Genomic DNA, 14036 nt, shown 5'->3' on the forward strand with positions numbered 1-14036 from the left:
CACCTGGCACCTCGCCCCTGCCACCGCATAGCGAAAAGGGCCGCCCGGCCTCCCGGCCGGACAGCCCCACAACAAGATTTTCAGCAGCCTTCTAGATGATTGATTCCAAGGGATCGGCTGCGCGCACAAGGGGAGGGAGCCCAACGTCAGTGTGTGAAGACAGAGTTGGACTCCCTCGCTACCGCACTCTTTGTGAAGACCGACGACCTGCTGAAGGCATCACCGCATCTGGCGCCCTGGCGTCCGGCGGTCGGGATCGCTCCGCAACTTACCGATGCCGAGCTGATCACGCTCGCGATGATGCAGGCCATGCTGGGCTTCGCCTCCGAGGCCAAGTGGCTTCGCCACGCCCGCTCCCACCTGCGGCATCTCTTCCCCTACCTGCCGAAGCAGCCCGGCTACAACAAGCGCCTGCGCAAGGCCGCCGAGTTGCTGCGGCGGGCCAGTACCCACCGGCGATGGGTGGGCTCCGCGCCGTCGAAGAAGTCGATGGCGGGCAGTTGGGCGGCGGCCCGCCGCAGCTCGACGCGCGAGAACCGACCGCCCACCCGCAGGAAAAGGTCTTCAAGTTCCGCCACCCACCGACCCGTTTCAAGATCCTCGATCACGCTCGGACCCTGCCCGCCCCGGACTGTCGACCAGCACAAACCCACCCTTCGAATGAGAGATCACCGAACCCGACCCTGACGGAACATCAGGCCCTACACTCAGAATCAGACCCCTGACCAGCAGGAATAGCGAAACGCTGCTGGAGTACTAGTGCGCACCTGAGCGGGCGTGGAGCGTCTTGAGGGCATGGCGTAGGTCGTTGGGGCAGGGGGTCGGCGGCGGTGAGGGTGTGGTCGCCGACGCGGATGGTGACGGTGCGGTAGCGGCGGGCCCGGATGATGGGCCCGGAGGTGACCCTGGCCAAGCCCCAGCCGGTCCCGGTGCGCCCGTTCGGCGAGCCGATCGGCGCGTTCGTCGCCGAGCTGCACCACGACCACGGAACCCGGCTGCGCTGCGGGGTGCCGGTGCACCGGCTACACGATGCGGGCGGCGGGGTCACCCGGGTGGAACTGGCCGACGGCAATGCTCCCGGCCGACGTGGTAGTCCTGGCCGTCGGCGCCGCTTCCGCGGCTGGCTGGCCGGCTCCGGCCTGTGCCTGGGCGACGGCATCTAATGCGACACCCATTGCCGGGCCGCCTCTGGCATCTCCGCCGCCGACGACGTCGCCTCCTGGTACAGCCCGCACTTCGGCACCAGGATGCGGCTGAAGCACCGGATGAACGCCACCGAACAGGCCATGGCCGCGGCCGGCGACCTGCTCGGCGACCACCGGTCCTTCGCCCTCGTCCCCTATGCTTCTGGACCGACCAGTACGACACGAGAATCCAGGCCTACGGCATCTTCCCAGACGACGCAGCGCCAGATCCTCGGTGACGACTACGTCAACTTGTCGGCCGGCGACGGCAGCAGTGCGGCCTGGGGTTCCCGGAGCTCGTCCTCGATGCGGTGTGGACGATGCGGACGCGGCCTGGCCACTCGTGACCGCAGCCTCATTACTTTGGCGATGACGGCCGCGCTGGACCGTATGGAGTCGTTCTCGCTGCACTGCCGCAACGCCGCGCGCGGGCGTGACCGACGAGGGAACTCTCCGAGTCATGCTGCAGGTCGCGGCGTACTCTGGCGTGCCCCGCGCCGGGCGCTCACCAACACCCGCCGCGGGACCGCCGCCGGGTCCCACTCCCCGTGACGGTGCCAACTGCGAGCGCTCGGTACCGGGTCAGTCCGGCCGACCGGTCAACGCAGCTTGCGTCCGCCGTCGACGTAGAGCACCTGGCCGGTGATATAGCCGGACTCCTCGCGGGCGAGGAACCATACCGCGTTGGCAATGTCGGCTGGCACCCCGCCCCGACGGACCGGCAGAGTGGTCTCCGAGGCCTTGCGCATCTCATCGATCGTCGAACCGATGCGCTCGGCCGTCGCCTTGGTCATCTCGGTCTCGACGAAGCCCGGGGCGACCGCGTTGCACGTCACGCCGAACGGGCCGAGTTCGATCGCCATAGTCCGCGCCAGACCCTGCAGACCTGCCTTCACCGAGGAGTAATTCACTTGGCCCCGGTTGCCCAGGGCCGCGGTGGAGCTGATATTGACGATACGGCCGAACCCGGCTTCGACCATGTACTTCTGGGCGGCGCGACTGCACAGAAACGCGCCCTTGAGGTGTACGTTCATAACGGTGTCCCAGTCGTCCTCGGACATCTTGAACAGCAGATTGTCGCGCAGCACGCCGGCGTTGTTCACCAGGATATGGACGCCGCCGTAAGTCTGGTTCACCCGCTCGAAGGCGTCCGTGACCTGGTCGGCCTGGGTCACGTCGGCGATGATCGGCATTGCCCGGTGGCCGTCCGAGGTGATCTTGGCCGCGGTTTCCTCGGCACCAGCCCGATCACGGTCCAGGACGGCAACGCTCGCCCCTTCGGCGGCGAGTAGAGCCGCGACTGCAGCGCCGATGCCACGCGCCGCGCCGGTGACCACCGCTACCCGATCCCGCACTCCTGGCATGACGCTCCACTCTCCTCGTAATAAATGAATCATCAAATATCATAGATAGTAGCTTCGGGAGCCGCATTATCGCTTGCGGCGGCGAACTGCCGTACCTGGTCCAGGCCCGCTCGTTTGAGCAGCAGCGGCCGGTAGGAGCTGAACCGCCGGGCCGCAGAGAAGCCGGCGACCCCGATCAATTCACCGGTGCGGAAATATCCAATGATTGTTGACCGGATCGGTCCGCCCGACAGGCCCTCGCCGTGAAGCGTGGTCAGCGAGTCGGCCAGGTCTGGACGTCCGATAACCTGGATCTTGTAGCCGAACTGGTCCGACCACACGTACGGAGTGGTCGCCGACGGGGGCTCGGCTCCAACGATCGAGCGAGCCACCGCCCCGGCCTGCTCGGTCGCGGCCGTCCAGTGCTCCTGGCGTTGATGAGCTCCGTAGGTCTCGTCCCGCCAGGACGCGATGTCTCCGAGCGCCCACACGTTTTCCAGCCCGAGCACCCGCCCGGCACTGTCACACAGCAAGCCCCCGCTGACGTCAATGCCGATGTCGCCGATCCAGTCGAGGTTCAGCTTGCCGCCGATGCCGACGACGGCGACGTCGGCCTTGACTAGCGAGCCGTCGGCCAACTCGACACTGACCGGGCAGTCCCGGGCGTCGACGAACCGCGTGATGCTGACGCCCGTGCGCAGATCAACACCGCTCTCGCGGATCAGCCGCGCGCACATATGGCCGACCCGCTCGCCGAGTACCCGGCTCAGCGGTACGGGCTGCGCCTCGAGTATCGTGACGTCCATGCCGCGACCGAGCGCGGTGCTCGCCACTTCTGCGCCGATAAACCCGGCACCGACGACCAGCAAGGACTTAGCGTCCCGCAGCGCCGCGCGCAGCCGCAGTGAGTCGTCCAGGTTGCGCACACAGAACACGTGCTCCGGCTGACCAGGAAGGGTGCGGGCCGCTGCCCCCGTCGCGAGAACGATGGCGCCGCCTCGCAAGACCGTTCCGTCCGTCAATTCCACCTCGCCGGGGCGCAGTGCGACGGCTGGCTTGCCGAGATAAACCTCGATGCCCAGCGACGTCAGGGCCTCCGCGTCAGTCAGATAGACGCGGTCGGGCTCCCACTCCCCGGCAAGCAGTTGTTTGGACAGTGGCGGGCGGTCGTAGGGCAGGTGCATCTCGGCGCCGACCAGGCTGATCCGGCCGCAGTAACCGATTTGGCGGAGTTGCTGGGCGCTACGCAAGCCGCCGAGCCCCGCGCCGACAATGATCACGTGCTCGATCGGGCCGGTCGGTTCGCTGGCATCCTTGCGACCATCGGCCATGGTCGGCACCTTGTGCGTCTCGTTGTTATGCATGGGTGGGGAGCGTGTCGCCCGCGAGGAATTGAATCGCCGGGGCCGGGCACAGCATGTCCGCCTCAGCGAAAGCGTCAGCCTGGTCGCTCGCCCGTTCGGACTGAAGCAGAATCACGGGCATCGTCCTCGCGGTTCTGGTCGAATACTTCCGGCGCCACCATGGCGCATTGGCCGGCGCACACTTCGCCATGTCCGTGTGTATGCGCATATGACCCTCCGGTTGGGCTTCGGCTGGCGATTCACCGATCGCGATCATACATCAAATCAGATGCAGTAGCCAGATCATTGATATCCTATCTTAGCGCGAAGGATGCGACGGGATCCCGGGCTGCCAGTCAGGCCGGTCTACGGGCCCGACGAGGTGCGAGCCTTCGACCCCAGGATCGGGTGGCCGGGTATCGCGCCCTTCACTGGCGACAACGTCGCCGAGGGCTATCGGAAGAAGCTCTGGATGTTTCGCCAGTACTCGGGTTTCGGGACTGCTGAAGGGTCCAACGCCCGGTGCAAGTAACCGGCTGGCGCAGGGCGGGACCGGGCTGTGGGTAGCGCTCGACCTGCCGACGCAATGCGGTTACGACTCCTCCGACGACGAGGTCGAGGAAGAGGCCAGGCGCGTCGCAGCCGCGCTCGACACACTGTGGGGCGAGATCTCGTTCGGCCGAGCGCGCTCGGATCGTCCTGTCTTGTGCGGATGGTGCGTCAAGTTCTCAGGTGGCGGCCGACTTGGGCGTGAACGTGGCGACGGTGCGCAAGTGGCGCTCCCGGTTCGCGGCTCACCGTGTGCCGTTCGGAAACTCGTCGCCGCCGGTCAGGCCGCGTATCTGTACTCGTTGATCACGCCGCCGAGTACTCGGGTGCGCCGGTGTCGGTGAGCGGTCAAGTTGGTCACGGAAACCGGCTGTTCCTGGGCGAGGGGCGGGAGTTGTCCCCGAGCCTGGTGCGGGCGGTGACCGTTGTAATGCCGGGCATAGGCCTTGAGGACCTGCCGGACATGGAACTCGTTCCAGATCAACAGGTGGTCGAGGGCCTCGCGGCGCGGGGTGCCGATGACTCGTTCGCAGTGAGCATTCATCCGAGGAGCCCGCGGAGCGTTGCGCAGGATCTCGATGCCCTCGGCCGCGAAGACCGCATCGAAGGACTCGGTGTACTTTGCGTCCCGGTCGCGGAGCAAGAAACGCAGCGAGTCGATCCGAACACCCAACTCGATGGCGAGGTTTCTCGCCTGCTGCACCGTCCAGGGCCCGGTGGGATGAGCGGTCACTCCCGCGATGTGCAGTCGGCGTGTGCCGTGCTCGAGGAACACCAGCGCGTACACGCGGCGTAGGTCGACCAGGTCGATGTGGACGAAGTCGCAGGCGATGACGCCCTCGGCTTGCGCGGTCAGGAACTCGCGCCATGTCGGCCCTCCACGGCGTGGGGCTGGATCGATGCCCGCCGCGGTGAGAATCTCCCAGACCGTCGTCGAGCCGACCGGATATCCGAGTCGGACAAGTTCCCCTTGGATCCGACGACAGCCCCACCGCGGATTCTCCCTGGCGAGCCGCAGCACCAGAGCCTTCACCGCACTCGCGGTCGACGTCTCCCGGGCCTCCTTCGGTGCTTGCTGTAGTCCCAGTTGCGCGCGACCAGTCTGCGGTGCCATGCCAGCAGCGTCGCGGGCGTCACCGGGAAGACTTGCGCCCACCGGCGCCGGGGAATCAGGGAGGACAGCGCCGCGAACCACAGGCGATCTGCCGGCTCGTACTGCACCGGGCTCGACAGCTGCTTGCGCAGCGCCGCGTTCTCGTGGCGCAACACGAGCAGTTCCGCATCCTTGACTGCGTCCCGGCGTAGCAGCACCGTCGGGACCGCGAGTAGCTTCCGAGCCACCTGATACACCAGTGAGAGGGTCACTCGGACAGGCTTCCAGCAAGTTTCAGAGGCGTGCCAGACCCACTCCAGGCAGCAGCGATGAGTTTCCGAACGGCACACGCTTGGGCCGGCAGGAACGGGGCGGGCATGGCGCTGTTTGATCAGGTCGCGAACTTCTAAGCCCTTTGGCGAATTGACCCCAGATCTTTGTCGTCCGGTCAATCTCGGCCACTAGACCTGCCGTTGACCACTGTTGCTTGCGGGCCACGTTGCATGGTCGCACCGCGCCGCCCTGCCCTCCCGCGAGGAATTCCCTGCGATCAAGGAAATCTGATGCGAGTTGTCCAACTGATGTCCGCGCCGGTCGTCGCCTTCATGGCCGTGGCGGGACTGGCCGCGCCGGCCGGGGCAGACACGCTGCCGAGCGAGAGCTCCCACTCGAGACACATCGAGGTTCGCCGGGATCACCCGGATGTGCGGGTGCCGGTCGACGTGACGAGGTCAGGCGAGGCTGTCATCGACCTGAACGCCGCGGCACCGGGCACCGACTGGGTCGTGGCGGGTGCCGAGTCGGCGGTCGTGTCCATCTCGGTCGACGGCCACTACGCCACCGACCTTGTGGTCTCCGGCGGGCAGCCCCTTCACCGGCAGCTCGCGCTCGGTCACCTCAACGCGGGCGTTCACATGCTGCGCCTGCATTTCTCCGACGAGAGCTCCCCGGCGGCCGCCACCTCCGCCCTCGTCGATTCGTTGCAGGTCACGACCTACGCGCCGGACAGCCCCGAGTATCTGGTGCTGCGCTACGCACCGGTCGTCTACGGGCGCAGCCTCGCCGACCTCGGCAGCCCGTACCAGAACGCAACTACTGACACGCCGCTCATCGCTTGGCATGAGATCGCCCCGGCAGCCACTCCCGGCCATCAGATCCTCACCTACTCGGTGGTGTGGAGTAACGAGGACGGCGGCACGAACACCCCTGCGCTGATGGCTCGTTGGGGTCGCACGACCGACATTGAGTGGATCTACTCCGTGGAGGTCGACGACCACGGCAACCGGGTTGCGGGCAGCGACACCTACCAGGCCCCCAACCATGCGACGCTGCACTTCAGTGGCAAGTACGAGGGTGATCACGCCCTGCTGGAGACCTGCACGTCGAACAACAACATGTGCGACGTCGTGGACGACCCGATGCGCTTCTTCCTGTCGACTCTGCAGACGCTGCCGGCCGGTCAGCCTCGCGAGTACCTCATGGACATCAACCCCTGGACCTACGAGATCATGGCCAAGGAGATGCTCCGCGAGCACAAGGTCGAGGCTCCTTCGGCGTCCACGCCGTTCACGCCGGAAATGAGCGACCAGCGCAACTACCTGTACGCGGTGCTCAAGAAGAACACTCAGCCCGCCAACACGGGTTCGTCCTGGGTCGGAGTCTCCCTCGGTGTGCGCCTCGTCTCCGGCCAGACCATCTACCTGTCCCACCACGTCGATCCGACCTGGTCGATCAGCCGTGACCTCCCGGCGGCCACGACGGTCGAGCTGCCGGCCGGCACCAAGGCCGACGACATCGCCGAGGTGAGCGTCCATCGTGTGGTGGTCGGGACCGACACTGGCGCCACTGTGCACGTCACGGGCATCAACCGGGGCTTCTTCCTCGGTCAGGACTACCGCCCCCAGCAGTCGTTCATGGCCTGGAGCGGCGATGTGATCCTCGACGCGAACAACACCTCTGCCGTGATCTGGCGCCGCTGACGCCATTCGTCAGACGGGTGCCGACCAGGGCGGCCGGCACCTCGTGCCGGCTCAGAATGGCTTCACAGCCCCTGACCCGCAGCTTTGCCAGAGACTCCAAAGGCGCCGCACCCGGCTGGTCCGCGGGCCGGCCTCGCTCCTGGTCCGAATCCAGCTGTCGGCCCGGGTGAGGGGTGCACAGGACCCCAGCTGGGGCGCGAGTCCGCTCCACCCGTTCCGGGAGGAGATGGCTCCCCCTCGAAGGCCGCGGCAGGTCGATTCGGCATTGCGGCGGCGGCTGCCCGCACCAGGTCTTTCCTCCGGTGCCGACCCCGGCAGGACCTGGCCTGTCCGGTGGCGACGAACTGGACGGTAGTGCTGAAGGCGATGTGGTCCGGACTGCCGCGGGCGGCCAGTCCGCCGGTCATGTCCCTCGGAGTGGTGGAACTCGGTTCGGCCGTGTAGCGGTCAGCGAGGGTGTTACGCACGCTCAGTGCGGTCACTGTCATGCTGTGCGGCCTTTTCCATGCCGGCAATCCCGGCACGGCCACCGCGTCCGCCGGCGCCCAGCCGTTCGGCGTCTTCCCCCGTCCAGGAATGGTTCCGCGACACTCGGTGGGCGGCGGACAAGAGCGTCAACTCCGACCTGGACTTCGCGTTCGCACGGGTCGGCACCTATCACGGTAAGAAGGTCTAGGACGTGGTCGGTGCGAACACCGTGGCCCACGCCCCGCAATTCACCAACAACGTCACCGTCAGCGGTTACCCGAGGAGCAAATACCACGCGGCCGACCTTGCGGTGAGCTGCCCGACCCGCACCAGCGCTAGCGGGGTTCAACCAGATGCGCATCGATCGCGTCGGCATGTGGGGAGGCGTCTACATCGGTATCAGGGAGCTTGTTGCAATAGCAACGCACTTCAAGCCAAACGCGCCCCGGACCAGCCTGACGATCTCGGTCTTGGACACTCGGGGGAGGGAGGAGCCTGGTGACCCCGGGTGGTCACCCCGAGAGTGGCTCTGGCGGAGGCTTGCTGGTGGATCCAGCAGCCGGAGCCGCCCTCGCGGGACCACGACCGTATCGTTAGTGGTCAACTCCCCCCTCGGACACACCCACTGACGATACGCAGACGAGGGCCTCGACCTTACGGTCGCGGTCCTCGTTGGTTTTTCGTAACTGATGGTGATGCCTAGGGCTTCGTAGAGCGGGCCTTTCTTCTCGGTGCCGGCTGTGTGGATGCGCTGTGCGATGTCTCCGAGACTCTCAGTGATCTCGCGGATCTGCTGGGCGTCGAGTGGGGGTTCCTTCTTCCGGGTGACGGCGGGGAGCGCGTCGAGTTTCTTCCGCGCCGCCTCCTTGTCTTTCTGGGTGTCGTTGATCCATTGGGTGACGACGGCGGGGTCGGCTCCGGCTTCGAGGGCCGCCTAGGGCCGAAGAGCGAGGCACGAACTTTCGCGCCGACGGGGCTGACTCTCTCGCCAGTTCGCAGACGAGCGAGACCCACTTGGGCGTGTATCGGAGACATCGCTGCCAGTTGCGCTGTTCACCGAGGAGTGTGCCCGACGTACCCGGCATCCAGGGGCCTGTCGGGAATCTACGAGTTGCTTCCGCATCTTGCGCTTGTAGATGTGGTACGGGGCGTTTTGATGAGCTGATCGAACCCTTGCGGCAGAAGCTCGATGTGGTGGTGCCATGGGAAAGTTGACGGACGCAGAGGGATGGCCCGCCTCGCGCCGCCGCCCCAAACCCACCTTCGAACACCAGGCATGGGCAGCCGTCCTCGACCAGCGCGGCATCTCCGGATCCCTGATCGCCCACCTGCTCCACGTCAGCGAGGCCCACATCCGGACCTCATGACCATCAGGCCACTCCTGGAACCGCACGGGCACACCAGCGAGTTGCTCACCGCCCGCCTGGTCGACCCCTCCGACCTCGCGGGCTACCTCATGTCCGTGACGTCAACGTCCAGTTGGCATGACGCGCACCACTTAATGCCGACGGGCCCCTGACCTCCGGGCCGCCACGTCGGGTCGTCGAATCGTGCCTGTTGCGGTTGATGCGCCGTTCGTCGCTACGACCGCAAAAGGCCCATTTAGAAGCATTCGCCATCATCGCCGGCGTCCTGATCTGAAACAACGTCTCACTAAATGAGACGCGCGTCATGCGAAATTCCCTAGAAACATCGGCTGGTTAGCGTCCCGATTGCAAAATTGCTCAACTCCTTTTTCGGGAGGACTTGTGAAATATCGAAGACGGGAAAGTGCCCGGGTGCTTCTCCGTGTGATCGCCTCGCTGGCGGTCTCGGTAGCGCTAACCTCGCAGGCAATGACGGTGCAGGCCGAGGCTGCTCCGACAGCAGCGCCAACCGCAGCGGCGACGCCCGCGATTACTTCGGCGGACCTGCCTGACCCGACGGCCCGCGGACCGTTCGGGCATCAGGTCATCGAAGAGGCCAAGTTCGGCTTGGCCGCCATCGAGGAGCCGAACTCCGACTCAGCTGCCCCGACGGCAGGGACGGCGCAGGCGCCGGAGCAGTTCGAGATTCGCGGTCAGCTCTACATGCCGGACTGGACCCTGCGTACCAGGCCCTCGCCACTGATCATCCTGGTGCACGGCAACCATGGCTCGTGCGATGCCGGCCAGGACGCCGTGCACGCCACCTGTGCGCAGTTCAAGCACAACGAGGACGGCTACGCGTACCTCGCGGAGAACCTTGCCACGTGGGGATACACGACGTTCTCCATCTCGCAGGACCAGCTGATGATGCGGCAGGACAACAACAAGGGCAAAGGCATGCATAACCGACGCATGCTCATCGCCGCCACCCTCGACGCGATCAGCGCGGCGAACCGGGCCGGAGGTTTGCCTGTCGATACGCACACGACCATCGGTACGACGCTCTCCGGTCACCTCGACATGACCCGCATCGGCTTGATGGGGCACTCACGCGGTGGTGACGCGGTCGCGAACTTTCTCGACTACAACCGCATCCGCACCGACGGCCCGCGTTATCCGATCCGCGGTGTCATATCGCTAGCGCCGACGGATTACGAACGCAAGGCTCCGTACGGCATGCCATACATGACGATCCTGCCGATGTGTGACAGCGACGTCTCCAACCTGCAGGGCGCGCGGATGTTCGAGCGCAGCCAGTACGTCAACCCGGGCGACCCCTTCCCGCGAATCCAGGTGGAGCAGCTGGGTGCGATCCACAACTGGTACAACACTGTCTGGTATGCCGACGGTGGCGCGGACGGCCAAGCCAACAATGACGCGGCGTGCGGTAACTCCGCACCGTTCGCGACCGACAACATCCACCCGCACAACCTGCGGCTCAGTGGTGCAGCGAGCTACACCGACCCGAAGCTGAACTACGCGATCGACAACTCCGACCCGCTCAACCCGGCCGTGAACACCAAGATCTCGGGTGACGCGGCACGCATGGGCGACCAGGAGAAGCTCGGACTGACGACGATGGCCGCCTTCCTCCGTCGCTACGTCGGCGGTGAGGGTGCGTTCCAGCCGTACATGACGGGCGAGCTCTCGAACACCTCCACCGGGCTGCAGATCCCGTCGACGGCCTGCCCGACAAGTCCGTCCGGCAGGGCCATCCCTTGCAACCAGCGGGTCAACACGACCTACTTCGCCGCGCCGCAGGAGCGGGTGGATGTGATACGTCCCGAGGTAGAGAACCCACTCACGCTCAATGCCCTCGGCGGCTCCCTGAGCGGTAGTGGCTTCGCGGACCCGTACGCGCAGGCCGCTGGGGTCGCGCCGAAGCCGGCCCCGACCGCAGGCAGTTACGACTGGTGCAACCCGGAACCCCAGGACTTCGCACCGTCGCAACTCGGCAAGAGCGGGCTGCCGACCGCGGCCAAGCCCTGCCCGGTGCCCGCGGCGAGCGCACTTGGTGGGCAGAACGGCACTCGCGAGAGCAGTCCGATCAACCAGTCCTACGGTCGCCAGCTCACTCTCGCGTGGGACAAGAACTCGGCTGCCACGCTCACCGCCCAGATCCCGGCTGCGTCGAAGAACATGCATGGCCTCAAGGCTCTGGCTCTGGACGCTGCCGTCAACTTCTTCGACACCCGCAACCCGGGCGCCGACAACCGTGGCGACAACACCAAGGATACGACGGTGAACGGCACCCCGGCGAAGCCGGTGTGGCCGAACGAGTTGCCGACGTCGTACGACCCGACGTCGACGACCCAGCACTTCGTGATCGCCCTGAGCGACACGGCAGGTCACGAGGGTACCGTCGACGCCGGGGACCCGCGCTGGGGCAACGCCCTGCACATGTCGACCGGTACGAACACGCCGAACACGCACATCGTCCTGGACCAGATCCGCGTGCCGCTCAGCGAGTTCGCGGCACAGGGCGTGGACATCGGCTCCTTGTCGAAGCTTGAGTTCCGCTTCGGTGTGGGCGACATGCCGAAGTCCGGCTCGATCGAGATGGCCGATGTGCGCTTCCAGGAGAGCGAGTCAGGGTCGAAGATCCTGTCGGACGGCGACGAGGCCAACGGTGCCGGTTACGGCCCCTCCGCCCTCGGCGGTCCGAACCCCGCGACCTACCTCGCGGCTCATGACAACACTGCGGGCAACGTCAAGCTCAACGACGTGGTCGCGAACCCGCAAGGGAACACGACCTGGACCGTCGACGACGACAAGAAGCAGTGCCCGAACGCCCAGTTCACCTCGATCCAGAAGGCCGTCGACTACGCGGCGCCCTGGGACACGATCGTGGTGTGTGGGGGTGTCTACCAGGAGTCGTCGACTCCGGTGAACAGCACATCCAACCCCGTCCAGGCGGGCGCGAGGAACGGCCTGACGATCAACAAACCCTTGAAGATCAAGGGTGCGGGAGCGGACAAGGTCATCATCGAACCGGACCAGTCGCTCGGGACCTTGGCGGGCGATCAGCCGTACCTGCGTGACGGTGGCGGCAACGTGATCACGGTATCCAGGCAGTCTCTCGGCTCGACCGACACCAACGAGATGTTCGTGGACATCTCGGGCGTCACGGTGACCTCGGGTAACGTCTGGGCCGAGGCGGGCATCGCATTCTTCGGCGCAGCTGGACGCGTCGCGAACAGCGTCATTGGTCCGATGAAGGTCGCGACCGACGCCCAGGAGCTGGCCGAGCACCCGCACGGCTGGGGCATCGTCAAGACCGGCGTGATCCAGGGTGCAAGCTCCGGCACGGTCGAGAGCGAACTCACCGTCACGAACAGCGTGATCACCGGCTACCAATCGGGCGGAATCCTGTTCGACGGCGCCCGTGGCAAGGACCGCAGCCCGGACAACACCGTCCGGACAGGTATCCGGTACCACGGCTACGTGACCAACACGGTCGTCAAGGGTGAGCCGAACAGCCTGTACCCGCAGGTCGGCATCAAGTACACCAGCGGTGTGACCGGCTTCGTGAACAACAGCCGGATCATCGGGAACTACTACACGCCCGCACCGTCGCAGTCGTACGGCATCCTGCTGACCGACGCCGGTACCGATACGGCCGGAGCGCTCGCCGCTTCGGACGACATCTTCACCGGGAACGGGTTCGCGGTGTACAACGCCAACGCTGACAACAGTGCTGTGCGCGACGGCGCCCCATTCGCGGTGTCGGGCAGCTACCTCGGCACGGGCCACCCGGTCCCAGGCGGCCCGGCACGCCCGAGCACAGGCATCGAGGCCGTCTCCGGCCCCGACAGCACGGGCGCAGCTACGGTCACCATCACCGGACGCCGCTCGTCGCCGCCGCGGACGGTACCGACCGGAGTGGGTCGCATCGTCGACTCCGCACCGACGGCCGAAGTGGCTGACCCGGGGCGTGGATCGGTGTTCAAGGTGGGAGCGACGGTGTATCCGCTGATCCGGGGCACCGACGACTTTGCCGTCCAGTCGGTGACCCTGATCGTCAACGGCTCCAAGGTCGGCAGCGCCACTGCTGCGCCGTATCAGTTCAGCTGGACACCGAGTTCGAAGGACGCGGGCAAGCAGGTCAAGTTCCAGGCGCTGGTCGTCGACTCGTCCGGAAACGCGAAGCTCTCCAGTCCGGTGAACTACGCGGTGGCCCCCGTGACCCGCCGCCAGTCTTGAAGATCGACAAGGTGGAGACCAACGCCAAAGCAGGCACGGCAACGATCACCGTCACGGTGAACACGGCCGGTACGGTCACCCTGTCTGGCGACAAAGTGGCCATGGCCACCCATCAGGTTCGCAAAGGGAGCACCTTCACGACGACCGGGACGGTCGCGCCCGCGTACCGCCAAACCTTGATCAAGTCGGGTGAGCTCGCAGTGGATCTCGCGATCACATTTGATGAAGCGACCGGTCAGAGTGCGAGCCGGTCTGTCAACGTGGCGCTCATCAAGAAGGGGTGATCCGGCACTTCATGCACCGACCGGAAGGGCCCACCGCAAGGGGGCCCTTCCGCTGTGCACGCCGGTGCGGGCACACGTCTGGGCCGTGGCCGCGAGCCCGCCGACCTCGCCGGCCCATCGAGAACAGCCCTGAAGATCTGTTCCTGCCTTCGCCGGCCGACGGAGATCCGGTCTTCCCCGGTAC

The 14036-nt window shown here is 66.1% G+C and carries 8 protein-coding genes and 3 pseudogenes; 8 read left to right on the forward strand and 3 right to left on the reverse strand.

What is annotated here, in order from left to right; translation table 11 throughout:
* Positions 1-153 precede the first annotated feature (153 nt).
* Positions 154-438 (forward strand): annotated as a pseudogene (locus tag ACFYXB_RS40265) (IS982 family transposase); the annotation flags it as partial.
* 446 nt (positions 439-884) lie between these two features.
* The gene (locus ACFYXB_RS40270; RefSeq protein ID WP_389590020.1) at positions 885-1163 is read left to right on the forward strand and encodes a hypothetical protein; all 279 of its coding nucleotides are present in this window, start codon (positions 885-887) and stop codon (positions 1161-1163) included.
* Between the two features lie 620 nt (positions 1164-1783).
* Here ACFYXB_RS40270 and fabG read toward each other — a convergent pair.
* Both fabG and ACFYXB_RS40280 read right to left on the reverse strand, forming a co-directional pair.
* Positions 1784-2548: a 3-oxoacyl-ACP reductase FabG gene (gene fabG, locus ACFYXB_RS40275; RefSeq protein ID WP_351361306.1), complete on the reverse strand. Its 765-nt coding sequence runs from the start codon at positions 2546-2548 to the stop codon at positions 1784-1786.
* Positions 2549-2580: 32 nt separating this feature from the next.
* Positions 2581-3891 carry an NAD(P)/FAD-dependent oxidoreductase gene (locus tag ACFYXB_RS40280; protein ID WP_389590022.1) on the reverse strand — a complete coding sequence of 437 codons (1311 nt, stop codon included), beginning with the start codon at positions 3889-3891 and terminating at the stop codon, positions 2581-2583.
* Positions 3892-4201: 310 nt separating this feature from the next.
* Between ACFYXB_RS40280 and ACFYXB_RS40285 the strand changes: the two genes are divergently transcribed.
* Both ACFYXB_RS40285 and ACFYXB_RS40290 read left to right on the forward strand, forming a co-directional pair.
* The gene (locus ACFYXB_RS40285; RefSeq protein WP_389590024.1) at positions 4202-4402 is read left to right on the forward strand and encodes a methylmalonyl-CoA mutase family protein; all 201 of its coding nucleotides are present in this window, start codon (positions 4202-4204) and stop codon (positions 4400-4402) included.
* 152 nt (positions 4403-4554) lie between these two features.
* Positions 4555-4725: pseudogene (locus ACFYXB_RS40290) on the forward strand (helix-turn-helix domain-containing protein); the annotation flags it as partial.
* On the opposite strand, the pseudogene ACFYXB_RS40295 reads toward ACFYXB_RS40290, so the two are convergent.
* Positions 4700-5784, reverse strand: a pseudogene (locus ACFYXB_RS40295) (integrase core domain-containing protein). The pseudogenes ACFYXB_RS40290 and ACFYXB_RS40295 sit on opposite strands and share 26 nt — an antisense overlap.
* A 291-nt stretch (positions 5785-6075) precedes the next feature.
* Here ACFYXB_RS40295 and ACFYXB_RS40300 point away from each other — a divergent pair.
* The 4 genes from ACFYXB_RS40300 (at position 6076) to ACFYXB_RS40315 (ending at position 13852) form a co-directional block, all read left to right on the forward strand.
* Positions 6076-7491: a hypothetical protein gene (locus ACFYXB_RS40300; RefSeq protein WP_389590025.1), complete on the forward strand. Its 1416-nt coding sequence runs from the start codon at positions 6076-6078 to the stop codon at positions 7489-7491.
* Between the two features lie 1670 nt (positions 7492-9161).
* On the forward strand, positions 9162-9326 hold the full coding sequence (locus ACFYXB_RS40305) for a hypothetical protein (protein WP_389590027.1): 165 nt from the start codon (positions 9162-9164) through the stop codon (positions 9324-9326).
* Positions 9327-9794: 468 nt separating this feature from the next.
* Entirely contained in the window at positions 9795-13568 is a 3774-nt protein-coding gene (locus ACFYXB_RS40310) for an Ig-like domain-containing protein (protein ID WP_389590029.1), read from the forward strand.
* On the forward strand, positions 13565-13852 hold the full coding sequence (locus ACFYXB_RS40315; RefSeq protein ID WP_389590031.1) for a hypothetical protein: 288 nt from the start codon (positions 13565-13567) through the stop codon (positions 13850-13852). Before ACFYXB_RS40310 ends, ACFYXB_RS40315 begins: the two co-directional genes overlap by 4 nt.
* Positions 13853-14036 lie beyond the last annotated feature (184 nt).

The organism is Streptomyces sp. NPDC002619 (genome assembly GCF_042889305.1).
Taxonomy (GTDB): Bacteria; Actinomycetota; Actinomycetes; order Streptomycetales; family Streptomycetaceae; genus Streptomyces.